Below are 24,619 nucleotides of genomic sequence, written 5' to 3'. Positions count from 1 at the left end.
AATCACCGTGAGGTGATGGCCGCGGGAGCGTCCCTGTTTATACATGGGGCTTTAGCTCAGCTGGGAGAGCACCTGCTTTGCAAGCAGGGGGTCGTCGGTTCGATCCCGACAAGCTCCACCATCCCTGGGTGAGACTTTTGGGTCTGTAGCTCAGGTGGTTAGAGCGCACCCCTGATAAGGGTGAGGTCGGTGGTTCGAGTCCTCCCAGACCCACCATCCCGCGAACTTTGAATACTGCGCATACATAAAGAATTGATACCGCCGGGCGTTGAGGCCAGGTGGCTGATCTTTGAAAACTGGAATGTAGCGAGCGTTTTGAGACGAATGTCCATGACGTGTCGTAGAGGCTAAGGCGGGGACGAAAGTCCCTAATTAAATTGAGTCGTTATATTCGCGTCCGGGCTTTGTACCCCCGGGCACAGACGACCCTGAGGCGACTTGGGGTTATATGGTCAAGCGAATAAGCGCACACGGTGGATGCCTTGGCGGTCAGAGGCGATGAAGGACGTGATAGCCTGCGAAAAGCGCGGGGGAGCTGGCAATAAGCTTTGATCCCGCGATGTCCGAATGGGGAAACCCACTGCGCAAGCAGTATCCTGCAGTGAATACATAGCTGCTGGAAGCAAACCCGGAGAACTGAAATATCTAAGTACCCGGAGGAAAAGAAATCAACCGAGATTCCCTTAGTAGTGACGAGCGAACGGGGACTAGCCCTTAAGTTGCATGAGTTCTAGCAAAGCGGCCTGGAAAGGCCGGCCATAGAAGGTGATAGCCCTGTATGCGAAAGGGCTCATGCGATGAAATCGAGTAGGGCGGGGCACGAGAAACCCTGTCTGAACATGGGGGGACCATCCTCCAAGGCTAAATACTCCTGACCGACCGATAGTGAACCAGTACCGTGAGGGAAAGGCGAAAAGAACCCCGGAGAGGGGAGTGAAATAGACCCTGAAACCGTGTGCGTACAAGCAGTAGGAGCCCTTCGGGGTGACTGCGTACCTTTTGTATAATGGGTCAGCGACTTACAGTTCGTGGCAAGCTTAACCGTATAGGGGAGGCGAAGGGAAACCGAGTCTGAATAGGGCGAATAGTCGCGGGCTGTAGACCCGAAACCGGGTGATCTAGTCATGCCCAGGGTGAAGGTTGAGTAACATCAACTGGAGGCCCGAACCCACGCCCGTTGCAAAGGTCGGGGATGAGGTGTGATTAGGAGTGAAAAGCTAATCGAACCCGGAGATAGCTGGTTCTCCTCGAAAGCTATTTAGGTAGCGCCTCATGTGTATCCTCTTGGGGGTAGAGCACTGTTATGGCTAGGGGGTCATTGCGACTTACCAAACCATTGCAAACTCCGAATACCAAGACGGACTGCATGGGAGACACACGGCGGGTGCTAACGTCCGTCGTGAAAAGGGAAACAACCCAGACCCACAGCTAAGGTCCCAAATTTTGTGCTAAGTGGAAAACGATGTGGAAAGGCACAGACAGCCAGGAGGTTGGCTTAGAAGCAGCCACCCTTTAAAGAAAGCGTAATAGCTCACTGGTCGAGTCGGTCTGCGCGGAAGATTTAACGGGGCTAAGCACAGAACCGAAGCTTGGGGTGCATAACTTTGTTATGCGCGGTAGAGGAGCGTTCCGTAAGCCGTTGAAGGTGGATTGAGAAGTCTGCTGGAGGTATCGGAAGTGCGAATGCTGACATGAGTAACGATAATGCGGGTGAAAAGCCCGCACGCCGAAAGCCCAAGGTTTCCTTGCGCAACGTTAATCGACGCAGGGTGAGTCGGCCCCTAAGGCGAGGCAGAAATGCGTAGTCGATGGGAAGCTGGTTAATATTCCAGCACCTCGCGTAAGTGCGATGGAGGGACGGAGAAGGTTAGGTCTACCCGGCGTTGGTTGTCCGGGGGAAAGGCGGTAGGTGTGGATCTTTGGCAAATCCGGGATCCTTCAACACCGAGCACCGAGACGAGTCCATTAGGACGAAGTGACTGATACCACGCTTCCAGGAAAAGCTCCTAAGCTTCAGCTTACGCAGACCGTACCGTAAACCGACACAGGTGGGCAGGATGAGAATTCTCAGGCGCTTGAGAGAACTCGGGTGAAGGAACTAGGCAAATTGGTACCGTAACTTCGGGAGAAGGTACACCCCTCTTGGTGACCATATGCATGGTTGAGCTGAGGGGGGTCGCAGAAACTAGGCCGCTGCGACTGTTTATCAAAAACACAGCACTCTGCAAACACGAAAGTGGACGTATAGGGTGTGACGCCTGCCCGGTGCTGGAAGGTTAATTGATGGGGTCAGCCGCAAGGCGAAGCTCTTGATCGAAGCCCCAGTAAACGGCGGCCGTAACTATAACGGTCCTAAGGTAGCGAAATTCCTTGTCGGGTAAGTTCCGACCTGCACGAATGGCGTAACGACAGCGGCGCTGTCTCCACCCGAGACTCAGTGAAATTGAAATCGCTGTGAAGATGCAGCGTTCCCGCGGCAAGACGGAAAGACCCCGTGAACCTTTACTATAGCTTTACACTGAACGTTGAGTTCGTCTGTGTAGGATAGGTGGGAGGCTATGAAACCCTGGCGCTAGCTGGGGTGGAGCCAACCTTGAAATACCACCCTGTCGTGCTTGACGTTCTAACCTAGGTCCGTAATCCGGATCGGGGACCGTGTATGGTGGGTAGTTTGACTGGGGCGGTCTCCTCCCAAAGTGTAACGGAGGAGCACGAAGGTACGCTCAGCGCGGTCGGACATCGCGCACTGTGTGCAAAGGCATAAGCGTGCTTGACTGCAAGATCGACGGATCAAGCAGGTACGAAAGTAGGTCTTAGTGATCCGGTGGTTCTGTATGGAAGGGCCATCGCTCAACGGATAAAAGGTACTCCGGGGATAACAGGCTGATACCGCCCAAGAGTTCATATCGACGGCGGTGTTTGGCACCTCGATGTCGGCTCATCACATCCTGGGGCTGTAGTCGGTCCCAAGGGTATGGCTGTTCGCCATTTAAAGTGGTACGCGAGCTGGGTTCAGAACGTCGTGAGACAGTTCGGTCCCTATCTGTCGTGGGCGTTGGAGATTTGAGAGGGGCTGCTCCTAGTACGAGAGGACCGGAGTGGACGAACCTCTGGTGTTCCGGTTGTCACGCCAGTGGCACTGCCGGGTAGCTATGTTCGGAAGCGATAACCGCTGAAAGCATCTAAGCGGGAAGCGCGCCTCAAGATGAGATCTCCCGGGAGCTTGACTCCCCTAAAGGAACCATCAAGACCAGGTGGTTGATAGGCAGGGTGTGTAAGTCCAGCAATGGATTGAGCTAACCTGTACTAATGATCCGTGTGGCTTGACCATATAACCTCAAGTGGCCTTGGACTCGACGACACGTTCGACGTTCGGCACAATCACTCGCTACATTCCAAATTATTCGCCGACGGCAGATCAGCCCATCGATCTGTTCCGAAGCACCCAACGAGAGCGTGTGCGCGACTCGGTCCATCGAGACCCGCGACCCTCCACCCTCTCCCTGGTGATAATAGCTGTGTGGAACCACCCGATCCCATTCCGAACTCGGAAGTGAAACGCACACGCGCCGATGGTAGTGTGGCTCAAGCCATGCAAGAGTAGGTCATCGCCAGGGGCTTTACCCAGAAGGCCGGATCCCACAGGATCCGGCCTTCTTCTTTTGCGCGCGCGAAAATCCCCGCGCACGTCAAGCACACCGGGCGTCCCGCCCACCAAGTCGGTCGCGCCTCCGCCTTGGATCGCATGATCGAGGCCCCGTCCCCGTGATCAGGCCATCACGAGGCACGCTCCGCCAACCGCACGGCAACAGGCAACAAAAAGCCACCCGCGAGGGTGGCTTTTGCTTTGTGGCAGTCGCCCGTCTGGGCGTGATGGGACGACCTCAATACACGACCGGCGGCTCCCCACCCACGATCACGACGTCTGCGCGACGACGGGCGAACAAACCCACGCTCACCACCCCCGGGATCTGGTTGATCGCCTGCTCCAGGCCCACCGGATCGGTGATCGAGAGGTTGTGGATGTCGAGGATGACATTGCCGTTGTCGGTGACCACGCCCTGGCCGTCGGCTGTCTGGCGCCATACCGGCTGGCCTCCGGTCATTGCCAACAATTGGCGGGCGACCAGGCTCCGCGCCATCGGGATGACTTCGACAGGGAGTGGGAACTTGCCCAGCACGCCAACGCGCTTGGCGGGGTCAATGATGCAGACGAACTGCTCGCTGGCCTCGGCGATGATCTTTTCGCGGGTCAGCGCGGCACCGCCACCTTTGATCAGGCACTTGTGCGGATCACATTCGTCGGCGCCGTCCACATACAAGGACAGCGGGCCGGTGCTGTTGAGGTCAAGAACCTCGATGCCGTGGGCGCGCAGCCGGGCGGTGCTTTGCTCGGAGCTGGATACGGTGCCCTTGATGCGGTCCTTGACGCGAGCCAGCGCGTCAATGAAATAGGCCACGGTGGAACCGGTGCCGACGCCGACGATCATGCCGTCTTCGACATATTCGATGGCCTTTTCGCCGGCCAGACGCTTGGCTTCGCTCATTGTGTTGGAAACTCGCAGTCAGTAGGTGGGTGGGGGCGCGTTGGACGATGCCGGAGAAGTCTCGACCCTCCTGTTTGGAACCGATAGGGCCGGGCGCTGAAATGAACCGGACTCTGGGGGGCAACTCTGAGGTTTCACCGCCTCGTAGCCACGGGGGCAGAGAGCTCAGTCGGATCCTGCCTCAGCCGATCGACCCGGCTCTACGACGAACCGCCCCGGTGATGCCGAGCGCAGCGCCATGATGCGCTTATTCCAGGGAGAGCAGATATTTCCATTGGGCCGCGCTTACCGGAAAAACAGATAGCCGGTTGCCGCGGCGGATCAGCGCGAATTCCTCGCCCAGGTGGTCGGCGTGTTGCTTGATCTCATCGAGCGCGATGGTTCGCTTTAGTTTGCGATCGAACGCGACATCGACCAGGAACCAGCGCGGCTCCTCGCGGGTGGCCTTGGGGTCGTGGTAGTCGGACCCTTGATCAAACTGGGTCTCGTCCGGGTAGGCCCGGCTGGCGACGGTGGCGGTTCCGACGATGCCGGGCACCGCACAGTTGGAGTGGTAGAACAACACGCCATCACCAACCTGCATCTGGTCGCGCATGAAGTTGCGTGCCTGGTAGTTGCGTACGCCGTTCCAGGGCTCCGTGCCCACGCGTTGCAGGTCGTCGATGGAGAAGGCGTCGGGTTCGGACTTCATCAGCCAGTAACGGCGGCGGGCGGTCATGCAGGGATTTTTCGACAATCGATGAAAGTGGTTTCGGTGCAGACGGCGTCTACGGCCACGTCCCAGGCAGCGCCCGTGAGTGATTCGACACGTTGCACGTCGAAGGCGGCGCCCACCAGATAGGGCGGCGCCAAGCGCTCGTGGCGGAATGCGAAGGTGCGATCGTACCAGCCGCCGCCCATGCCAAGGCGCTGGCCGAATGCATCAAACCCGACCAGTGGCATTACCGCCATGGTCAACTGCGAGGGGTCCAACAACGAGGCCGGTGCCAGGTCCGGCTCGGGGATGCCGAAGCGGTTGCTCACCAGTACGTCCCCCGGGCGCCACGGGGCGAAGCGCAAGCGCTCATCGTCGCCCAGCACGGGTAGGCAGTAGATGCAGTCGCGCGGGAGCTTGAGCTGCCACGCATGCAGCGCGATCTCCCCGTCCATCGCCCAGTAGCCCGCGACATAGCCGTGCGTCGGGGCGAATGGCATGGACAACAGGCGATTGGCCAGCTGTTCGGCGGCGGCAATGCGGGTGGCAGCGGGCAGGGCGCGACGACGGTCGCGCAGGACGGTGCGGAGTTGTCGGCGTTCTGCCGCGAGGTCAACGGTCATCCAGCGCAATCCGGTGCAGCGGGGTGACCCTGGCCGCGGGTGGCCGGGGGCGCCGGCAATGGCCTGCACCACCGGCAATGAAAGGGAAGTCCTCCGCTCGTGCCGATGCTTACGAAACGACCTTGAACCCGGGGTTCAAGTGGGGACGCTTGGTGGCCGTCGGGCTTCCCGCTACGTGGCGGACATGCACTCCAGGCCTCGGTCGCGTCCCCGTGGTCGTAATTAAGGGACAAGGCGAATGTTTGCGTACGCCGTCGAACACAGCAGAGGACGTGCGAGCAGTATAGCGTGAGCGTGGGATACGGGGCGGCCGCCTGTCGGGGTGAAGTGCGCGGCGTTCAGCATGGCCTGCGCTTTGCAGTCAGGTCCACCCGCTGGGATGGGCGGCGACGGCCGCGACGCCAGACAGTCATGTACGGGGCGGCGTTTCCAGGCCGCGGGACGGGCGATCAGTCGCCGACCAAACGCTGAACTCAGCGCGCGGTGGCGTCGAATAAGCCGTCGAGTTTCCGCTGCAGGTCACCGAGGGTGCGGGTCAGTTCGCGGTCGCGGCCCTGGTTCTCGGCGCGGGCCAGTTGCAGTTCGTGGGCGAGGTTGAGAGCGGCAAGCACGGCAACGCGGTCCAGAGCCGCCATGCGGTTGTTGCCGCGGACCTCGCGCATCTTGCCGTCCAGGAGCTTGGCGGCGGCGAGCAGGCTGTCACGCTCGTCAGGCTCACAGCCGACGGTGTACTCGCGGTCGAGGATGCGGATGGTGACCGGGTGGTTGGCGCTCACGTGTGCTGCTCCAGCGACTTCAGCCGCGCGATCATGGCCTCGACCCGCGTGCGGGCAAGCTCGTTCTTCGCCAGCAGGGCGGAGCGCTCGCCCACCAGCTGTTCCTGCTGCTGGCGCAGGCTGCGATTCTCTTCGCCCATGCGGCGGGCACGCTCGGTGAGCTCGTCGAGACGAGCGTTGAGCGATTCCAGTTGGGAGAGGAGCTCGTCGCGATCCATCAGTCAACGATAGCAGCGTGGGGCGGCCGGTCAAGGCACGGCGGTGACGCGGCGCGGACGGGCCCAGTCGAGGATGAAGGCCAGGCAGTCGCTTTCGGCCATGGGGCGGGCCAGCCAATAGCCCTGGATCTCATCGCACGCGTGGGCGCGCAGGAATTGCATCTGGGCCTCAGTCTCCACGCCTTCCGCGATGACGTTGAGCCCCAGCGAGTGCGCCATGGCGATGACGGTGGTGGTGATGGCCTCGTCGTCGGGGTCGATGGTGAGGTCGGCGATGAAGGCCTTGTCGATCTTCAGCGTGTTGATCGGCAAGCGCTTGAGGTAGGCCAGCGACGAGTAACCCGTCCCGAAGTCGTCCACGGCCAGGGCGATGCCCAGATCACGGACGGCCTGCAGGGTGGAGGCGGTCTGCTCGGCGTTCTCCATGATCACGCTTTCGGTCAACTCCAGTTCCAGGCCGCGGGCGTCGATGCCGGTGGCCTCCAGCGTGCGGGCCACCACGGTGGGGAGGTCGCCGCGCAGCAACTGCAGTGCGGACACATTGACCGCCATGGTCAGTGAATCCAGGCCGCGGTCCTGCCAACGCTTGAGCACGGCGCAGGCCTGGCGCAGGGCCCATTCGCCGATCTCCATGATCAGCCCGGTCTCCTCGGCCAGCGGCACGAACTGCATCGGCGCGATCTCGCCGTGCTCGGCGCTGGTCCAGCGCAGCAGCGCCTCGACGCCGGTGATGCGCTGGTCGGACAGCGACAGGCGGGGCTGGAAGACCAGGCGCAGTTCGCCGCGGTCGAGCACCTTGCGTAGCGCGGCGGAGATGGTGGCGCGCTGACGGATCTCCTGGTCCATGCTCTCGGTGTAGCGCATGAACGTGCGCCGACCGAAGGCCTTGGCCTGATACATCGCGGTATCCGCGTGCTTGAGCAGGTCGGTGGGGACCTGGGCGTGGTCAGGATAGAGGCTGATGCCGATCGAGGGCGAGATCACCACTTCGTGGCGCTCTTCCAGGTCCAGCGGTTGCTCGAACGCGGCGATGATCTCCAGCGCTACCTGTTCGGCCTGTTCGCCCGTGTCGATGTTCTCCAGCACCACGGTGAATTCGTCGCCGCCCAGTCGCGCGACGGTGTGCTGCAGGCCTACCGTCTGCTGCAGGCGGGCCGCGGCGGCGCGCAGGATGCGGTCGCCGGCGGCGTGGCCGAGGGAGTCGTTGATGTCCTTGAAGCGGTCCAGGTCGAGGAACAGGACGGCGATGCTCTGGTTCTGGCGGCGGGCGCGCACGATCGCGCGGGACAGCCGCTCGGAGAGCAGCGTGCGGTTGGGCAGGCCGGTGAGCGTGTCGTAGTTGGCGAGGTAGCGCAGTTCCTGCTCGGCGCGCTTCTGGTCGGTGATGTCACCAAGCACGGCGACATAGTGGCCACGCTGGCCGCTGGCATCGAGCACGATGCTCGCCTGCAGCCAGCACAGGAATTCCGTGCCGTCCTTGCGCCGCTGCCAGACCTCGCCGGACCAGCGCCCGGTCCGCTCCATTTCCACGCGCATGTGCTGGTAGAAGTCGGGGTCGTGCTGCAGGCTGTCGAGCAGGTTGGTGCCGCGGCCGATGACCTCGGCGTCGCTGTAGCCGGTCATGCGCGAGAAGGCAGGGTTGACCGAGATGAAAGCAAAATCGCGGTCGAAAACGGCCACGGCTTCAGCCATGCTGCGCAGCACCTCGCTGGCGATGCGGCGCTCACGTTCGGCGCTGCGGCTGGCGGTGATGTCGCGGGCGGTGCCGGCCACCCGCAACGCACGGCCGTCGGGGCCGCGTTCGACCACCCGGCCGCGGGCACGCACCCATTGCCACGTGCCATCCGGCGCGCGGGTGCGGTGCTCGGACAGGAACAGTGCGGAATCGCCACGCAAGTGCTGGCGCAACTGGTCGAGCACCTGGGGCAGGTCATCGCCGTGGATGACGTGGTCGGTGGTGATCTGCGTGTGGATGTCGCCGCCGGTGGGGTCGCTGCCCTGGTCGTCCACTCGCATGCGGTGCACGTGGCCGTGGACCAGGTCGTAGTCCCAGAATTGTTCGCCCGAAGCCCACAGCGCCAGCTTCAGGCGCTCTTCGCGCTCGCGGATCTGGCGGAAGTAGCCTTGGTCGAGCCGGCGTCGCCGGGTCCAGCGCCAGGCCGTGGTGGCGCTGGCGCCCAGCACCACCAGCACCGCGACGAAGATTGCCAGCGGGTGGCGCCACAGCGGCGGCGCGACGTGGACGGGGATCTGCAGCTCCTGCGGGCTCCAGATGCCATCGCGGTTGGTGGCCTGTGCACGAAGGGTGTAATGCCCGGGCGGCAGTTGCGTGTAGGTGATGTCGGGCGACGTGCCGTTGTCGATCCAGCCGCGATCGAAACCGTCCATGCGGTAGCGGTAGTGGATGCGCGCGGCGGGGTCGAAGTCGAATGCGCCGATCCGCAGGCGCAGGATGTCGACGCCGGCGGGAACGTCCAGCTTGGCAGGCAGCCACAGGGCGCCACTGTCGCCGGGTGCGTCCAGGCCGATGCGCGCCGCGAGCAGCCGCACCGGGGGGGTGAAGCGGGAGTCGGCAATGCGGGTGGGATCGAACAGGTTGAGGCCGCGCACGCCCCCGAACGCCAGGCGGCCGTCCCGCAGGCGCGCCGCGGCACCGCCGTTGAACTCCAGATCCTGCAGCCCGTCCGCGACGCCGTACATACGCGCGTCGCCGCTGGCGGGGTCGAGCCGGAGGATGCCGATGTCCGTTGCCAGCCATAGCTCCCGGCCGGGCGACTGGCCGATGGAGAACACGGTGGGTGCCGCCTGCGAGCCGAGCTTGCCGCTGAGCGGGTGGCTGAAGCGGATGCTGCCGTCCGCGCCTTCAATCGCCCGGCTCAGGCCTGAATGGGTGCCGACCCACACCGTGCCGTCCCGGGCCTGTACCAGACTGCGCACGAGATTGCCTGCCAGGCTGTCCGGCGCGTGGTCGCGATGGCGCAGACGGCGGATCTGGCCGGTGGTCGGATCGAGGACGTCGAGGCCATCGCTGGTCCCGATCCAGATCCGGCCCTTGCGGTCTTCAAGCAGGGCATTGGCCGTGGGGTGGGACACCGAGCGGGGGTCGCCCTCGCGCCAGCCATGGTGGGTCACGCCGGAACCATCGCGACGGTAATGCAGTACGCCCATGCGGCTTGTGCCCAACCAAAGGTCGCCATTCCGGGCGAGCAGCAGCGAACGCATGCCCGGGTGCCCGTAAGCCCCCATAGGCACGCTTTCCGACTCTCCGGTACCGGGATCGAACCGCAGCAGGCCGTGGGTGGTGGCCAGCCAGAGGCGGCCGTGGCCGGCATCGCCGATCGCCATGACCCGGCGCACCGCAGCCAGCGTGGAAGCGGGGGGGGCTAGCCGGGACGTCCAGTCGGTGAACCGGTCGGCCGCTGTGTCGTAGCGCAGGAAGCGGCCGTCGTCAGTCCCCAGCCACACGACCCCGGGCTCGGATTCGTACACGGACCGAATGCTGTCGTCTGCCGCGGCACTCCCCTTGCGCGTGCCGTCGAGTTCCAGCACGTAGGTGAAACGAGAGCCGGTCGGGTCGGTCACCGACACGCCGCGGAACCAGCCGCCGGCCCACAGCATCCCACTGCGATCGACCATCAAAGCGGTGACGAAATCTTCCGGCAGGCTGGCCGGGACCGAGGCGTTTTCTTCGATGGCGGTGACGTGGCCGGTCTGCGGGTCCATTCGACGCAAGCCGGCGTTGCCGACGCTGAACCACAGTTTCCGGTCGGGCGCCTCGATGATGTCGCGAACCTCGCCGCCCGCCATGTCTGCCCCGGCAGGCCACTGCCGCAGGAATTCGCGGCCGTTGGAATGCAGGCGGTAAAGGCCGTCGCTGCGACCTATCCACAGTTGCCCCTGCCGATCGAAGGAGAGGCCAGTAACGGCCTCCGCTGGACCAACGCGGCTGGCCTGTCCATCCGCACCGACGCGGTACAGACCGGCAAGGGTGGCGTACCACAGCGTCCCGTGGGCATCGGCGACCAACTCCTGTGGGGCGATGTCACGGTCCACGCTGGGGGGCAGGCGCAGTACCGGTTGCCGCCGTCCGCTGCTGGGATCCAGCCATTCCAGGCCGGCGCTCGTCCCGACCCAGAGCCGGCCATGCAGTGGAACCAGCGCCGTCACGCGCTGACTGGGACCCTCCGGGGCGCTGCCGCTGAGATAGCGCCGCACGGTGCCGTTGCCCAGGTCCAGTCGCGCCACATAGCGCGACTGCGTTCCGATCCACAGGCCCCGTTCACCGTCGAGCGCAAGCGCGGTGACAAAACTTTCCGGAAGGCTGGCCGGATTCTGCGGCTCGTGGCGGTAGGGGACGAAGCGTTGCCCGTCGTATCGGTGCAGGCCGCCCTGCGTGCCGACCCAGACGAAGCCTTGGCGGTCCTGGACCAGTGCCGTGACCGAGTTCTGAACAAGCCCGCGATCGCTTCCCAGCGACTGGAAGTAGAATTCGCGGGTGGCTGCCTGCGCGCTTCGGTGGGCCGGTCCCAGCAAGGCCAGGGCCAGCAGGCCACAGCCTACGGCTTTGCAGATGGGAAAGTGCGGCACGGCACCGAGGCGCAGGAAAAGCAACCGGGCCAGTTTAGGCAGCCGGGGCAGCCATCACAACCAAAAATCAAGCCGTGCCGCCGCAACCCCGGTTGGTACACTGGCCCTCCCTCAACGTGGCAATGCACGTGGCCAATACCGATCTGCCGACCCTCACCGCCGTGGAGGCGGAAATCCGCGACCAGGGACTGGCGATGACCGCCTCGGAACTGCATGGCGCGCTGTGCGGCTGGCTGGCTGGTGGTGGCGCCGCCACCCGCGACTGGCCCGCCAAGGTGCTGGTGGACGCAGCGCTGGCGACCCCCGCCGAGCACTCTCCCTTTGACCAGCTGCGCGAAGCCAGCGCAGCCCAGTTCGGCGACCGCAGCTTCGGTTTCGAGCTGCTGCTGCCCGAAGCCGACGCCTCGCTGGCCGTGCGCAGTGGCGCGCTGTTCGACTGGTGCCGGGGGTTCCTCGGCGCGTTTGGTCTGGCCGCCGGCGCCAAGCCCCCGCTGTCCGAAGAGGGTGCCGAAGCCTTGGCCGACCTGGCCAAGCTTGCCGCGGCGCAGCCACAGGACGAAGGTGACGATGACGACGAGGCGGCCCTCGTCGAGATCGAAGAGTTCGTGAGGGTGGCGGCCCTGTTGCTGCATGGTGATTGCGTGCTGGCCGCCCAGCACCGCGCCCGTTTGAACTGAGGCAGCGGCGATGGCCAGCGCCACCGGCATTCCTGCCGCCACCTACGCACGTCGCCGCAAGCAGCTGATGCGCATGGCGGGCAATGACGCCATCCTGGTGCTCCCGGCGGCGGCCGAGCGCATCCGCAGCCGCGACACCCACTACCCCTATCGGCAGGATTCGGACCTGTCGTACCTCACCGGTTTCCCGGAGCCGGAGGCGGTGCTGGTGCTGGTGCCAGGGCGCAATCACGGCGAGACGCTGCTGTTCTGCCGCGAGCGCCATCCCGAACGCGAGGGGTGGGACGGTCCGCGTTTCGGCCCCGAAGGCGCGGTCGACAGCTTCGGATTGGACGACGCGTATCCCATCACCGACATCGACGACATCCTGCCGGGCCTGCTGGAAGGGCGCAGCCGCGTTTACTACCACTTCGGCCGCGATGCGGAGTTCGACCTGAAGCTGATCGGCTGGGTCAACCGCGTGCGCGCGATCATGAAGATGGGCGAACGGCCGCCGCACGAATTCCTTGAACTGGGCCACCTGCTGGACGAAATGCGCCTGTTCAAGGACCGCGACGAGCTGAAGCTGATGCAGCGGGCGGCCGACATCTCGGTGATGGCGCACCAGACCGCAATGCGCGCTGTTCGCCCCGGCGTGCACGAATACACCCTGCAGGCCGAACTGGAGCGCATGTTCCGACTGCATGACGCGCAGCCGGCCTACGGCAGCATCGTCGGCGCGGGCGCCAACGCCTGCGTTCTTCATTACCACGCCAACAACGCACTGGTGCGTGACGGCGACCTGGTGCTGATTGATGCCGGCGCGGAGTACCGTGGTTACGCGGCGGACATCACCCGTACGTTCCCGGCCAATGGTCGCTTCACCGCGGCACAGCGTGCACTGCATGAACTGGTGGGGCAAGCGCAGGCGGCCGCCCTGGCCCATGCGCGTCCCGGGGTGCCATACGAGGCCGGACACAATGCTGCGGTGGAAACGCTGACCGAGGGGCTGCTGCGCCTGGGCCTGCTCAAGGGCAAACTCGAGAAGAACATCGCCGAAGGCCACTACCGCCGCTACTACCGGCACAAGACCGGACATTGGCTGGGAATGGACGTGCATGACGTAGGCGAATACCGCTTCGATGGGGAATCGCGCCTGCTCGAGCCGGGCATGGTGTTCACCATCGAGCCCGGTCTGTACGTGCCGCAGGACGACACCACCGTGGATGCCAAATGGCGCGGCATCGGCATCCGGATCGAGGATGACGTGCTGGTGACCCGCGACGGGCACAAGGTATTGACCGATGGATTGGCGCGCAGCGCCGATGAGATCGAGGACTACATGGCCGACGCGCACGCGGCGGCTTGACTGCGGGTTTGCCGCGCTCTCTGCGTCGCGCGGTTTGCCTGGCACCGCGGTGGCGACGCAAGAGTCACTCGCCTTGGCACGACAAAGCCCGCGGCAGACCGCGGGCTTCTTGCGGGAGGGACAGTCCTTGCGTCTTAGGCGGCGGCAAAGCCTTCGCGCGTGAGATTGATCGGGGCGCCGTCGGTGCACACCACGTCATCCTCGATGCGGATGCCACCATAGGGCTTGAACGACTCGATACGCGCCCAGTCCACGTCGTCGGCGTGCGCGCCCTGCCGCAGCTCTTCGAGCAGCAGGTCGATGAAGTACAGGCCCGGCTCGATCGTGACCACCATGCCCGGCTGCAGCACGCGGGTCAGGCGCAGGTAGGGATGGCCGGCAGGCTTGGGAATCGTGCCGCCGCGGTCGCTCTCGGCAAAGCCCGCCACGTCGTGCACCTGCAGGCCGATGCCGTGGCCGATGCCGTGCGGGAAGAACACGCTGCTTACCCCGGTCTCCACCGCGGCTTCGGGCGAAAGGCGCGTGATGCCGAAGTCGCGCAGGATGCCGGCGATTGCCAGATGCGCGTTGAGGTGCAGCTGCTTGTAGTCGAAGCCGGCCCGGACCTCATCGCACATGCGCAACTGCGCCGCGTCCATCGCATCGATAAGCGCCTGGAACTCGCTCGCGCTGTCCGCAGCGTAGCTGCGCGTGATGTCGCACGCATAGCCATGGAAACTGGCGCCCGCGTCGATCAGGAAGCTGTGCGACTCGCGCGGCGGCAGGCGGTCACGCTCGGTGTAGTGCAGCACCGCGCCGTGTTCGTTGAGCGCCACGATGTTGCTGTAGGGCAGGTCGTTGGCATCCTGTCCGGCCGCCTGGCAGTAGGCGAGGTGGATGCCGAACTCGCTGGATCCCGCGCGGAAGTTGCGCTCCGCCGCGCGGTGCGCACGCACGCCGATGCGTGTGGCCTCGCGCATCAATGCAATCTCATAAGGCGTCTTGAACGCGCGGTGGTATTCCAGATGGTTCACCACCGCAGGCGGATTGTTGGGCACGAAAGCGCCCAGCGCGCTCTGCGGTTCTCCGAGGATGGCGCAGCGCGACGCGTCCCGGGGCAGGTGCTGCAACGCCTCTTCCGGGGTACGGATCACCACGATCTCGAACTCGTCGACCCACCAACCGCTCGGCGCCTGCGGCACCACGTGCCAGTAATCGGCCGGCTGCAGGTAGACCAGCCTGGGCTTCTGACCCGGCGTGGCGACGATCCAGCTGCCCGGATTGCGGGTGAGCGGCACCCACGCCTTGAACTGCGGATTGGTCGCGAACGGGTAATCGCGATCGTCGAAGACATGGTAGTGCAGGGTTCCGCTGGGCACGACCAGGTGGTCGTAGCCGCCGCGGGCCAGGGCCTCGCTCGTCCGCGCAGACGTGGTTTGCACGTGCTGCGGGTATAACATCGCGAGATCTTGGATGGTCATGGGGCTTCCCTTGGGGACGTCGAAGGATATTGACGGATTCTCCACGTCGCCGCGGTCCGCGGCCAGTGTCCCCGCGATACGCCCGTGGGCGGTGACGGCCTGGCTGTGGAGCGTGACCGCGCTGCTGGCCGGAATCCTGTTGACCGCCGCGATCTCCCTGGAGCAGCAACGACGCGCGGATGCCGAGCAGCGCCTGGCATTCGACGGGCTGGCCGTGCGGGGCTTTGAGGCGTTGCGGGCGCAACTGGAAGCCTGTGGCCTGCTCTCGCGTACGGTGCAGACCCTGTTCATGACGTCCGAGGAGGTGACGCTCGAGGAGTTCGAGCACATCTACCAGAACCTGCGGCCTCGGGAGCGATTCCCCAGCCTGCTGGCCCTGACCTATGCGGACCGCCAGATGATGGCGGACGGCGAGCACTTCATTACCACGCGGGTGGCGCCGCTGCAGGGCAACGAACGGCTGATCGGGCTGGACATCGCCCGGCAACTGCCCAATCTGCATGCGCTGCAGCGGTCGACTGCCACCGACCAGCCGGCACTGTCGGCGCCTTTCACCTTGGTGCAGGTCGATCCCCAGGGGGTGCCCGCCGAAGGGGTGACGTTGCGCTTGCCGGTGTTTGCGCCCGGCATGCGCCCCGATACGCCGGAGGCGCGTCGTGAGCGATTGCGCGGGTCGCTGGCGGTCTCTTTCCGGATCCGGGACCTCATCGAGAGTGCCATGCAACGCGAGAGCCGCGACGCGTTGCGTGTGCGGGTGGCGGATGTGACCGATGGGCCCGCCACCTTGCTGTTCGATTCCAATCCGCAGCATCGCGTCGTCGCCAACGCGCCGGCCTTTGATCGATTGCTGCGGTACGGTGGGCGAACCTGGCAGGTGCAGATCCAGCCCTTGCACTACCAGCCGGCGGGGCTGGGCTGGCGCGAGTCGGTGTTTTGGCCAGGGTTGCTCGCAAGCGTGCTGCTGGCGCTGCTGGTGTGGTCACTGGCCACCACTCGTCATCGCGCACTGCAGCTGGGTTTGCGAATGAGCCATCAGTACCGGGAGAGCGAGGAGCGCTTCCGCGCGCTCAACGAGCTGCTGCCGGCACTGGTGCTTCTGGCTGATCGCAAGGACGGCCAGATCAGTTATGCCAACCAGGCGGCACGCGCACGATTGGGTCGTGCACGACTGGGTCAGGGCTTGGCCGCACTCTTCGAAGACCCGGCGGTCCACGAGGAGTTGGTGTCCGAGGGTAGCGAAGGAATTGACACGGTGGAGGTGGCCCTGCGCGACGCTGAGGGGCAACGGTTCTGGGCGAGCCTGTCGCTGTCCCCCGCCATGCTCGACGAGCACGAGCAATGGCTCATGGTTGCGACCGACGTCTCCGAGCAGCGTCAATTGACCGAGATGCTCAGCTACCAGGCGAGCCACGATGGACTGACCGAGCTGTTCAACCGGCGTGAGTTCGAGCGGCGCGCGGAGCTGGTCGTCGAGTCCGTGGTGGCCGGCGGTTTGGCTGCCGCGCTGTTCTACATCGACCTGGACCAGTTCAAACTGATCAACGACACGTCCGGCCACATCGCGGGCGACCAGTTGCTGATCCAGCTGGCGACGCTGATGCACGAACAACTGCGCGGCGGCGACATCCTGGCACGCTTGGGCGGCGATGAGTTTGGCGTGCTTGCCTGCCATGTGGGTGATCGCGAGGGAGCGCGCCTGCTGGCCGAGCGCATCCGCGAGCATATCGACGGATTCGTCTTCGTATGGGAGCAGAGCACGTACACCATCAGCGCGAGCATCGGCGCGGTGATGATCGACCATCCCGGGGTAACGCTGAAGGATGTGATGGCGCAGGCGGATACCGCCTGCTACCTCGCCAAGGAAGCCGGACGCAATCGGGTGCACTTCTACTCCGAACAGGATGACGAAACCACCCGGCGTCGCAGCGAAATGGAATGGGCCAACCGCCTGCGATGGGCGATCGATGAGGGCCGGCTGCAACTGCTGTACCAGGAAGTGCGCGCTCTGGATCCGGCCGACGGCGGCGAACCACGCGTCGAGCTGCTGTTGCGTTTCCGCGACGAAGCGGGACGGCTCGTCGTGCCGGGTGCCTTCATCCCGGCGGCGGAGCGCTACGGCCTGATGCCGATGATCGACCGCTGGGTGATCGAGAATGCGTTGGCCAATTTCGATCGTCTCCATCCCAGCGGCGAGGGCCTGGCGCTGGCCACCATCAACGTATCCGGCGCAAGCCTTGAGGACGAGTGGCTGACCGAGTTGATCCTGCAGTTGCTCCAGCGATACCGCGTGGCGCCGCAGCGGGTGTGCTTCGAGATCACCGAGACGGTGGCCGTGCGCAACCTCTCGCAGGTGTCGCGTTTCATCGAGCGGTTGCGCGAGGCCGGTTGCCGCATCGCGCTGGACGACTTTGGCGCCGGCATGTCCTCGTTCGGATATCTCAAGAACCTGCCGGTCGACATCATCAAGATCGACGGTAGTTTCATCCGCGACCTGCTGAACGATCCGATGAGCCATGCCATTGTCCGCGCGGTGACAGACATCGGTCATCAGCGGGGTCTGCAGGTCGTGGCCGAATGGGTCGCCAGCGAGGAAATCCTGCAGGCGCTGGTCGCGCTGGGCGTGGATTACGCGCAGGGATTTGCCTTGCACCAGCCCACGGTGGTGCCGTTCCAAGCCGACTGAGGACTGGCGAGTTTCAGCGTGCGGGGGCGAGCCACGTACGCAGGCGGGCCTGCGAGGCGTCGGTGAGGGTAATGAAGCGAAGACCCGCCCACGCCTGCCCGGGGGCGCTGGCGAGGTTTTGCCACAGCAGGTGCGCACCGACTTCAATCGGGTCGTTGCCGTTTGAGTCGGGTAGCTGGAAGCGCAACTGGTACAACGCATCATCGACCAGCGAGCTGCCCGAGATCAGCAGCATGCCGGTTTCGGAAAGATTGCCCAGTCGGCCGATGACCCGGTCGGTCATCGTGTCGACCACGTCGATGTCTTCCGGCGTGGGCTGACGCGGCGCTCGGCGGAATTCCTCGGTCATCTCGACACCTCGGCGTTTCGGGCAGGGTGGGCGAAGTTGCGCAGCGCGGACAGGGTGGCCTGCCAGGCACGATCGATCAGGCGGCCGCGGGTCGCGGTGACCACCCGGGCCTGACTCTTCGCCATCATGCGAGCGAGGCTGTCCAGTGTCTGCTCGTCGGCGCGTTGTCCGCGCTGGTTGACGAAGAGCACATGGCCCGTGATGGAGCTGAACCAGGCCAAGCGTCGGCGAACCACGTCGCCCTGCTGGTTGGTGACGAACTCGAACCAGGTGCCGAACGGCAGCTGCGACAATTGCTGGAAGCAGGCTTCTTCGGCGTCGTCGCGGGGCGGCGGTGGCGCCTTGTCGTTCTGGGCCTGTTCGCCCAAGCGCGCGCGAGCCTTGAGCTTGACTGCCAGTTCGGTCCGCGAGGCGGGGTCCTCGGTGGTTTGCACACTCGACCCGCACAGCCGGCCGGCGATCAGCGCCGCCTCCTCGCCGTGGTAACCGACCAGCCCCAGGCCCTGCATCACACGCTGCTCCAGCCCATTGGGCGCCGCGACGCCATCGCCGTTGGCGGCGACGATGCTGCGCGTGTCCTCGCGCTGGCGTTGCCACGCTTCGGATTCCTCGCCGCTGCGCAACAGCGTCAGCGTCAACACGTCCGTCCAGGCCTGCTCGAGCAGGGCGAGGATGAAACGAGGCAGCACTCGGGGGCCGATGAGTTCGTGGAGCACTTCCTGGGCGCGCCGCTTGGAAACCTCCAGCTTTTCCTTGCCGCGCGCGGCTTCGACGTGGCGACGTTCGCTGACCTCGGCCTTCCGCGCCATCGAATGGAGGTGGTCCTGCAGCGGCTGGTTGGCCGCCGCAAATACCGATGCATCGCCCCGGTAGTGCTCCACCACGTGGTCGACGGCACGCTTGAGGTGCTCCTCCAGCACCGGGTCGCGCTCGTCATCCGCGAGCCAGCTGGCGCCGGATTCGGCCACCGCGTTCAACAGCTGGCGGGCAGGGTGGTGGGTACGCGCGAAAAAGCCGTGATCCTGCAGTGCGACGCGCAGCAGAGGCACCTGCAGGCGCTCAAGCAGGGAGCTGCTTGGCGACTCGCGGCGCACGTCGCGTGCCAACTCGCCGTACAACATTCCCAACAGCTCGATGGCGTCATTGTCCTCCTGCGACAGCGAGATCGCCTCGCCGTACTTGCGCCGGCCATGGGCGAGCAGGGTCTGGCGCAAATCCGACAGCCCTGCGGGGCCTGGGCGGGGCGGGCGGGCCTGGCTCTGCTGGGCCTCCAGGGCCGCCTGGACGTCGCTGGGCGACATCTGCTGGCGCAGGGGGGTCGAGACCTCCGGCCGCAACTTGCCGATCAGGCCGCTGCGCCCGGAAAGCAGCTCCTGCAGCAACGGGAAGGTGACACTGTCTTCGTCCTTGCTGCTGCCGTCGTCCTCGTCCCCCATCCAGGCGGTGTGGGGACGCAGCAGCGCAGGTGCGGGCGTCGCGGTGGCGCGCTGGCCGGCCGGGGCGCGTTGCGCGGAAGCGGCGGCGGCCACCGGGTTGACCGCCCGGGTACGCAGCGGCACGTAGGACAGGTTGGGCAGCACGCCTTCCTGGGCCAACAGGCTGTTCAGCGCTTCCACGAGGTGGGCATAGCCGCCCAGGACATGGGTGTCGAAGCTGTGGAAGAGCTCCAGCCGTGCCTCCTGGCTGATCTGCAGCACATGGCTGGCTTCGGCGAGGATGCGCGACAGCTGTTGCGGGCCCACGGGCAGGTGCTCGGCTTCAACTGCCGGCGACCCGGCCAGCACGCCGAAGCGCTGGCCCAGCAGCAACAGCGGCAGGCTGCAGCGCGCCTCGTGGCGCACCGCCATGGCCCGCAGCGCGCCCGCCTCGGTCACCACTTCGTCTTCGACCAGGCGCAGGTGACCAAACCCGGCCACGGGGTGCGGCGCCTCGATGGCCTTGACCGCAGGCTGGCGGATGCCACTGAGCGAGCGCTCCACCTCGTGCAGGAAGCGCGGAATCAGGTCCGAGCGATTGACCCGCACGCTGCGCAGCGTTTCGAAGTGCACCGTTTGCTGGGTCGGATTGCGCGCCTGCTCCGCGTGGCGGAACAACTGCTCCTCATAATCGGCCAGCATCCGCTCCAGGCGGCGGGCCAGGTCATCGGACAGCAGGGCCAGGACGCGTTCCAGGATGCGCTGTACGCGGGGTGGCAGCCGAGCCGATTCAAGCGTGGACCGCATGGGAAGCACTCCCGGGGCTGCATAGGTATCCATGGCTGCACCTGGCCTGACGAAGATCCTGAGGCCACGGGCCGGAAGTCCGCGACGACCTCCGGTCGGACGGATGCGGCAGGTGAAGCCCCCCCTGATGGCCCTTACGTTACACCGACTCGGGACCGGACAGGAGCCCGTCAGGCGGCTTCGTCCAGGAACAGGCTGACCACGTCATTGGTGAAGCGGCGACCCAGCTCGGTGGGGCGGACCAGGTCGGCACTGCGTTCCAACCAGCCGGCCTTGCAGGCGGCATCGATGCGGGGAGCGATGTCTGCCGGAGCCAGCCCGGTCCGCGCCGCGAACTCCGTCAGGGCGAAACCGTCCACCAGCCGCAACGCATTGAGCATGTACTCGAACGGACGCTTGTCCAGCGCCACCCGTTCCTCGCCGCCGATGGCCGCGGCACTGCCTGCATGCGCCATGTAGGTGGCCGGGTGCTTGTGCTTCCAGCGCCGCAGGATGTCCTGTTCGCTGCCCAGGGTGAGCTTGCCATGGGCCCCGGCACCGATGCCCAGGTAATCGCCGTAGCGCCAGTAGTTGAGGTTGTGGTCGCAGCGCCGGCCCGCTTGGGCATAGGCACTCACCTCGTACTGCGCGTACCCGGCGTCTGCCAGCAGGGCCTGGCAGTGCTCCTGCATGTCCCAGCTGGCATCGTCATCGGGAATGCCTGTCGGGGGACGCGCGGCGAACACCGTGTTCGGCTCCAGCGTCAACTGGTAGTGCGAAACATGGGTAGGTCGCAATGCGAAGGCGCGTGCCAGATCTTGCTCGGCCATCGCCAGACTCTGGCCGGGCAGTGCGTACATCAGGTCAAGATTGATGTTGTCGAAGCCCGCGTCCTGCGCCAGTTTGATCGCGGCTTCGGCTTCCGCGCTGTCGTGGATGCGGCCCAAGCGCTGCAGGCAACCGTCGTCGAAACTCTGCACGCCGAAGCTGAGGCGATTGATGCCCGCCGCGCGGTAGCCCTCGAAGCGGCCGTGCTCGGCGGTGCCCGGGTTGGTCTCCAACGTGATCTCGCAGCCCGGCGCGAAGCGCAGCCGCGCGCTGGCGCCCTGCAGAAAGCGGTCGATGGCCTCCGGCGGCATCAGGCTGGGCGTGCCGCCGCCGAAGAATACGGTGCGCACGTTGCGACCCCAGACCAGCGGCAGGTCGTGGTCGAGGTCGGCCAGCAACGCGTCCACATAAGCCTCGAAAGGCGGCTCGCCGCGCCGCTCATGCGAATTGAAGTCGCAGTACGGACATTTGCGCACGCACCACGGGATGTGGACGTACAGGGACAGCGGCGGGGTGGTGAGCGTCATCTGAGTATTGTCCCACCCCGGCACGTGGGCTGCTGGCCGTTTCAGCGCGGCCGCAGCGGGTCGTTCAGCGACAGCGTCCGCAGGCGGGCTTTGAGTTCGGCCAAGGCCTGGCCGCGGTGGCTGACACGGTTCTTGGTGGCAGGATCGAGCTCCGCCGCAGAACGCCCGGACGCGGGGTCCAGGAACACCGGGTCGTAGCCAAAACCGCCGGCGCCACGACGGGCATGCAGCACGCTGCCATGCCAGCGGCCCTCGACCACGAGCGGCTGCGGGTCGTCGGCCGCGCGCAGCAGCACCAGCACCGCATGGAAGTGGGCGGTACGTGCCTCGTCCGGCACACTTTCCAGGACGGCCAGCAACTTGTCGATGTTGGCCTGGGCATCGGCTCCGGGCCCTGCATAACGGGCGGAGTACAGGCCCGGCGCGCCCCCTAGCGCATCCACGCACAGCCCGGAGTCGTCGGCCAACGCGGGCAGGCCCGTGAGCTGCGCCGCATGGCGTGCCTTGAGCAGCGCGTTCTCGATGAAGGTCAGCCCGGTTTCCGGCACGTCGCCTACGCCCAGGCTGGCTTGGGTGACGAGCGTGCAGCCCTCATCGCGGAGGATCGCGTTGAGCTCGGCGAGCTTGCCGGGATTGCTGGAGGCGAGGACCCACTTCATTCGAGATTCCAGCGTGGGCGACGGCCTCAGCCGGCCAACGCAGCGCGCTGCAGCTCGACGAGGCGGGCAATGCCGGTCTCCGCCAGCGCGGTCATCGCGTGGAGTTCTTCCCGGCGGAACGCATGGCCCTCGGCGGTGCCCTGCACCTCGATGAAACCGCCGCCGTCGTTCATCACCACGTTCATGTCGGTGTCGCAGTCGCTGTCCTCGGCGTAATCCAGGTCCAGCACGGGCACCCCGCGGTAGATGCCCACCGACACCGCCGCCACCGCGCCGAACACCGGGTCGCGGGTGATCTCCTTGCGCGCCTGCAGCCAGCGAACCGCGTCCACCAGTGCCACGTAGGCGCCGGTGATTGCCGCAGTGCGGGTGCCGCCGTCAGCCTGCAGCACGTCGCAATCCAGGGTGATGGTGCGCTCGCCCAGCTGCCTGCGGTCCACGCACGCGCGCAGCGAGCGGCCGATCAGGCGCTGGATCTCCAGCGTGCGTCCGCCCTGCTTGCCGCGCGCAGCTTCGCGGTCGGTGCGGGTGTTGGTGGCGCGGGGCAGCATGCCGTACTCGGCGGTGACCCAGCCTTCGCCTTTGCCCCGCAGGAATGCCGGCACCCTGTTCTCGATGCTGGCGGTGCACAGTACCCGCGTGTCGCCAAAGCTGACCAGTACCGAGCCCTCGGCGTGGCGGGTGTAGCCACGCTCGATCCGCACCTCGCGCAACTGGTCGGGGGCGCGGCCGCTGGGCCGGGTGACGCCTTGCGGCAGGGTGCTGGTCATCGACGTGATTACCGTGATCGGGGCCGGCGAGTTTACCATTCGCCCCTCACCGCCCCGGTTCCGGACAGGACAAACGCATGATCCGCAGCATGACCGCCTTCGCCAATGGCGAGCGCGACACCGAATGGGGCACGCTTTCGTGCGAACTGCGTTCGGTAAACCACCGCTTCCTCGAAGTGGGCCTGCGCCTGCATGACGAGCTGCGCGCCATGGAGCCTGCCTTGCGCGAACGCGTCGCCGCGCGCGTCGCACGTGGCAAGCTGGAACTGAGCTTGCGCCTGCGCACGCCCGAAGGCGAGGGGGAGCTGCACGTCAACGCCGACCGTATCGGCGAGCTGTCGGACCTGGCGTTGAAGCTGTCCTCCCGCTTCCCCGCCATGCGCACCGATTTCACCGACCTGATGCAATTCCCCGGCGTGCTGCAGGCCAAGGCGACCGATCCGGCGGCGCTGCAGGCCGAGGCGCTTACGCTGCTGGACGCGGTGCTGGACGAATTCGTCGCTGCGCGCGAACGCGAAGGCGCCAAGCTGGCCGCCGTGATCATCGAGCGCGTGGATGGCATCGCGGCGATCACCGCTGAGGTGCGCGAGCTGATGCCAACGATCCGCGCCGGCCAACGCGCCAAGCTGGAAGCGCGCCTGTCCGAACTCGCCCAACCCGCCGACCCCGGCCGCTTGGAACAGGAGCTGGTGATGTGGCTGCAGAAGCTTGACGTGGAAGAGGAGTTGGATCGGCTCAACGCCCACGTTGGCGAGGCGCGGCGCGTTCTCAAGCTCAAGGAAGCCGTCGGTCGCCGGCTTGACTTCCTTCTGCAGGAATTCAACCGCGAGGCGAATACGCTGGGCTCCAAGTCGGTGGATGCCCGTACGTCGTCCGCGGCCATCGAGTTGAAGGTCCTGATCGACCAGGTCCGCGAACAGATCCAGAACATCGAATGACCATGCGCGGAACCCTGTTCATCGTCGCGGCGCCGTCGGGCGCGGGCAAGTCAAGCATCGTCAACGCGGTGCTGGCACGCGACCCCAACATCGCCCTGTCGATCTCGTTCACCTCCCGCAAGCCACGGCCCGGTGAACGACATGCGGAGCATTACCACTTCGTCAGCGCCGCGGAGTTCGAAGGCATGGTCGCCGCGGGTGACTTCTTCGAGCACGCCCTGGTGCACGGCGACTGGAAGGGCACCGCTCGCCAGTCGGTGGAGCCGCAGCTCAATGCCGGCAAGGACGTGCTGCTGGAAATCGACTGGCAGGGCGCGCGCCAGGTGCGCGACAAGGTGCCGGGCGCGGTCAGCGTGTTCATCCTGCCACCGTCGCGCGAAGCGCTGGAACAACGGATGCGCAACCGCGGCCAGGACTCCGAGGACGTCATCCAGCAACGCTTGGCCGCCGCGCGCGAGGAGATGTCGCACTACGGCGAGTTCGACTACGTGATCGTCAACGAGCACTTCGCGGTGGCGGTGGACGAGATGTGCTCGGTCTTCACCGCCAGCCGGTTGCGGCGCGAGCAGCAGGTGGCGCGCCATGGGCGGCTGATTACCGCGCTGTTGGCCGATTGAACAGACGGTTGCGGGCGGGAGAATGCCCGGGGGGGCAGAAACGTGTTCTGAAACAACGGGTTGCGCCATGGGCTGGCGGACCCGTATAATCACCGGTCCCACCGAGTCTGTACGGAC

General features: G+C 65.5%; 17 protein-coding genes, 2 tRNA genes, 2 rRNA genes and 1 other RNA gene. 9 read left to right on the top strand and 13 right to left on the bottom strand.

The window, feature by feature from the left end:
• Positions 1-45: 45 nt before the first annotated feature.
• The 4 genes from AC3ARF_RS12430 to rrf all read left to right on the top strand — a co-directional run bounded on the left by AC3ARF_RS12430 (position 46) and on the right by rrf (position 3,617).
• A tRNA-Ala gene (locus AC3ARF_RS12430) sits at positions 46-121 on the top strand.
• A gap of 18 nt (positions 122-139) precedes the next feature.
• A tRNA-Ile gene (locus AC3ARF_RS12425) sits at positions 140-216 on the top strand.
• Positions 217-450: 234 nt separating this feature from the next.
• Positions 451-3,331, top strand: a 23S ribosomal RNA gene (locus AC3ARF_RS12420).
• 171 nt (positions 3,332-3,502) lie between these two features.
• Positions 3,503-3,617: ribosomal RNA gene (gene rrf, locus AC3ARF_RS12415) — 5S ribosomal RNA — on the top strand.
• 267 nt (positions 3,618-3,884) lie between these two features.
• Here rrf and rpiA read toward each other — a convergent pair.
• From rpiA to AC3ARF_RS12380, 7 genes are all read right to left on the bottom strand, one after another.
• On the bottom strand, positions 3,885-4,547 hold the full coding sequence (gene rpiA, locus AC3ARF_RS12410) for a ribose-5-phosphate isomerase RpiA (protein WP_498928366.1): 663 nt from the start codon (positions 4,545-4,547) through the stop codon (positions 3,885-3,887).
• A gap of 247 nt (positions 4,548-4,794) precedes the next feature.
• Positions 4,795-5,265 carry an EVE domain-containing protein gene (locus tag AC3ARF_RS12405; protein WP_498928364.1) on the bottom strand — a complete coding sequence of 157 codons (471 nt, stop codon included), beginning with the start codon at positions 5,263-5,265 and terminating at the stop codon, positions 4,795-4,797.
• A complete protein-coding gene (locus AC3ARF_RS12400) occupies positions 5,262-5,864 on the bottom strand; it encodes a 5-formyltetrahydrofolate cyclo-ligase (protein WP_498928362.1) in 603 nt (200 codons plus the stop codon). Before AC3ARF_RS12400 ends, AC3ARF_RS12405 begins: the two co-directional genes overlap by 4 nt.
• A gap of 86 nt (positions 5,865-5,950) precedes the next feature.
• Positions 5,951-6,137: non-coding RNA, 6S RNA (ssrS, locus tag AC3ARF_RS12395), on the bottom strand.
• 200 nt (positions 6,138-6,337) lie between these two features.
• On the bottom strand, positions 6,338-6,640 hold the full coding sequence (locus AC3ARF_RS12390) for a cell division protein ZapA (RefSeq protein ID WP_498928360.1): 303 nt from the start codon (positions 6,638-6,640) through the stop codon (positions 6,338-6,340).
• Entirely contained in the window at positions 6,637-6,858 is a 222-nt protein-coding gene (locus AC3ARF_RS12385) for a TIGR02449 family protein (protein WP_498928357.1), read from the bottom strand. The genes AC3ARF_RS12390 and AC3ARF_RS12385 overlap by 4 nt, the downstream gene beginning before the upstream one ends.
• A 30-nt stretch (positions 6,859-6,888) precedes the next feature.
• Positions 6,889-11,469 carry an EAL domain-containing protein gene (locus tag AC3ARF_RS12380; RefSeq protein WP_498928355.1) on the bottom strand — a complete coding sequence of 1,527 codons (4,581 nt, stop codon included), beginning with the start codon at positions 11,467-11,469 and terminating at the stop codon, positions 6,889-6,891.
• 104 nt (positions 11,470-11,573) lie between these two features.
• On the opposite strand from AC3ARF_RS12380, the gene AC3ARF_RS12375 reads away from it, so the two are divergent.
• Positions 11,574-12,122, top strand: a complete 549-nt coding sequence (locus tag AC3ARF_RS12375) for a UPF0149 family protein (RefSeq protein ID WP_498928353.1) — start codon at positions 11,574-11,576, stop codon at positions 12,120-12,122.
• A gap of 10 nt (positions 12,123-12,132) precedes the next feature.
• Entirely contained in the window at positions 12,133-13,470 is a 1,338-nt protein-coding gene (locus AC3ARF_RS12370) for an aminopeptidase P N-terminal domain-containing protein (protein WP_498928351.1), read from the top strand.
• A gap of 134 nt (positions 13,471-13,604) precedes the next feature.
• Here the strand turns inward: AC3ARF_RS12370 and pepQ are convergent, their stop codons facing one another.
• Complete coding sequence (gene pepQ / locus AC3ARF_RS12365) at positions 13,605-14,930, bottom strand: Xaa-Pro dipeptidase (RefSeq protein WP_498928349.1); 1,326 nt, start codon at positions 14,928-14,930, stop codon at positions 13,605-13,607.
• 91 nt (positions 14,931-15,021) lie between these two features.
• Here pepQ and AC3ARF_RS12360 point away from each other — a divergent pair, with 91 nt between their 5' ends.
• Positions 15,022-17,613, top strand: a complete 2,592-nt coding sequence (locus AC3ARF_RS12360) for a bifunctional diguanylate cyclase/phosphodiesterase (protein WP_498928347.1) — start codon at positions 15,022-15,024, stop codon at positions 17,611-17,613.
• A gap of 13 nt (positions 17,614-17,626) precedes the next feature.
• Here AC3ARF_RS12360 and AC3ARF_RS12355 read toward each other — a convergent pair whose 3' ends face one another.
• From AC3ARF_RS12355 to rph, 5 genes are all read right to left on the bottom strand, one after another.
• Positions 17,627-17,962, bottom strand: coding sequence for a PilZ domain-containing protein (locus AC3ARF_RS12355; protein WP_498928345.1), 336 nt, complete (start codon positions 17,960-17,962; stop codon positions 17,627-17,629).
• Positions 17,959-20,184, bottom strand: a complete 2,226-nt coding sequence (locus AC3ARF_RS12350; protein ID WP_498928343.1) for a DUF1631 domain-containing protein — start codon at positions 20,182-20,184, stop codon at positions 17,959-17,961. The genes AC3ARF_RS12355 and AC3ARF_RS12350 overlap by 4 nt, the downstream gene beginning before the upstream one ends.
• A gap of 170 nt (positions 20,185-20,354) precedes the next feature.
• Positions 20,355-21,518, bottom strand: coding sequence for a radical SAM family heme chaperone HemW (gene hemW / locus AC3ARF_RS12345; RefSeq protein ID WP_498928341.1), 1,164 nt, complete (start codon positions 21,516-21,518; stop codon positions 20,355-20,357).
• Positions 21,519-21,559: 41 nt separating this feature from the next.
• Complete coding sequence (gene rdgB, locus AC3ARF_RS12340) at positions 21,560-22,177, bottom strand: RdgB/HAM1 family non-canonical purine NTP pyrophosphatase (protein WP_498928339.1); 618 nt, start codon at positions 22,175-22,177, stop codon at positions 21,560-21,562.
• A 26-nt stretch (positions 22,178-22,203) separates the two neighbouring features.
• A complete protein-coding gene (gene rph / locus AC3ARF_RS12335; protein ID WP_498928337.1) occupies positions 22,204-22,947 on the bottom strand; it encodes a ribonuclease PH in 744 nt (247 codons plus the stop codon).
• 77 nt (positions 22,948-23,024) lie between these two features.
• Here rph and AC3ARF_RS12330 point away from each other — a divergent pair, with 77 nt between their 5' ends.
• Both AC3ARF_RS12330 and gmk read left to right on the top strand, forming a co-directional pair.
• On the top strand, positions 23,025-23,885 hold the full coding sequence (locus AC3ARF_RS12330; RefSeq protein WP_498928336.1) for a YicC/YloC family endoribonuclease: 861 nt from the start codon (positions 23,025-23,027) through the stop codon (positions 23,883-23,885).
• 2 nt (positions 23,886-23,887) lie between these two features.
• The gene (gene gmk / locus AC3ARF_RS12325) at positions 23,888-24,502 is read left to right on the top strand and encodes a guanylate kinase (protein ID WP_498928334.1); all 615 of its coding nucleotides are present in this window, start codon (positions 23,888-23,890) and stop codon (positions 24,500-24,502) included.
• Positions 24,503-24,619: the final 117 nt, after the last annotated feature.

This window comes from Lysobacter sp. KACC 24251, from assembly GCF_057747755.1.
This window is presented reverse-complemented; position numbering and strand designations above follow the sequence as displayed.

Coding starts and splice junctions, on each gene's coding strand:
- AC3ARF_RS12400 (WP_498928362.1), bottom strand. CDS start 5,864: ATGACCGTTGACCTCGCGGCAGAACGCCGACAACTCCGCACCGTCCTG.
- rph (WP_498928337.1), bottom strand. CDS start 22,947: ATGACCAGCACCCTGCCGCAAGGCGTCACCCGGCCCAGCGGCCGCGCC.
- rdgB (WP_498928339.1), bottom strand. CDS start 22,177: ATGAAGTGGGTCCTCGCCTCCAGCAATCCCGGCAAGCTCGCCGAGCTC.
- pepQ (WP_498928349.1), bottom strand. CDS start 14,930: ATGACCATCCAAGATCTCGCGATGTTATACCCGCAGCACGTGCAAACC.
- hemW (WP_498928341.1), bottom strand. CDS start 21,518: ATGACGCTCACCACCCCGCCGCTGTCCCTGTACGTCCACATCCCGTGG.
- AC3ARF_RS12355 (WP_498928345.1), bottom strand. CDS start 17,962: ATGACCGAGGAATTCCGCCGAGCGCCGCGTCAGCCCACGCCGGAAGAC.
- rpiA (WP_498928366.1), bottom strand. CDS start 4,547: ATGAGCGAAGCCAAGCGTCTGGCCGGCGAAAAGGCCATCGAATATGTC.
- AC3ARF_RS12385 (WP_498928357.1), bottom strand. CDS start 6,858: ATGGATCGCGACGAGCTCCTCTCCCAACTGGAATCGCTCAACGCTCGT.
- AC3ARF_RS12350 (WP_498928343.1), bottom strand. CDS start 20,184: ATGCGGTCCACGCTTGAATCGGCTCGGCTGCCACCCCGCGTACAGCGC.
- AC3ARF_RS12405 (WP_498928364.1), bottom strand. CDS start 5,265: ATGACCGCCCGCCGCCGTTACTGGCTGATGAAGTCCGAACCCGACGCC.
- AC3ARF_RS12370 (WP_498928351.1), top strand. CDS start 12,133: ATGGCCAGCGCCACCGGCATTCCTGCCGCCACCTACGCACGTCGCCGC.
- gmk (WP_498928334.1), top strand. CDS start 23,888: ATGCGCGGAACCCTGTTCATCGTCGCGGCGCCGTCGGGCGCGGGCAAG.
- AC3ARF_RS12330 (WP_498928336.1), top strand. CDS start 23,025: ATGATCCGCAGCATGACCGCCTTCGCCAATGGCGAGCGCGACACCGAA.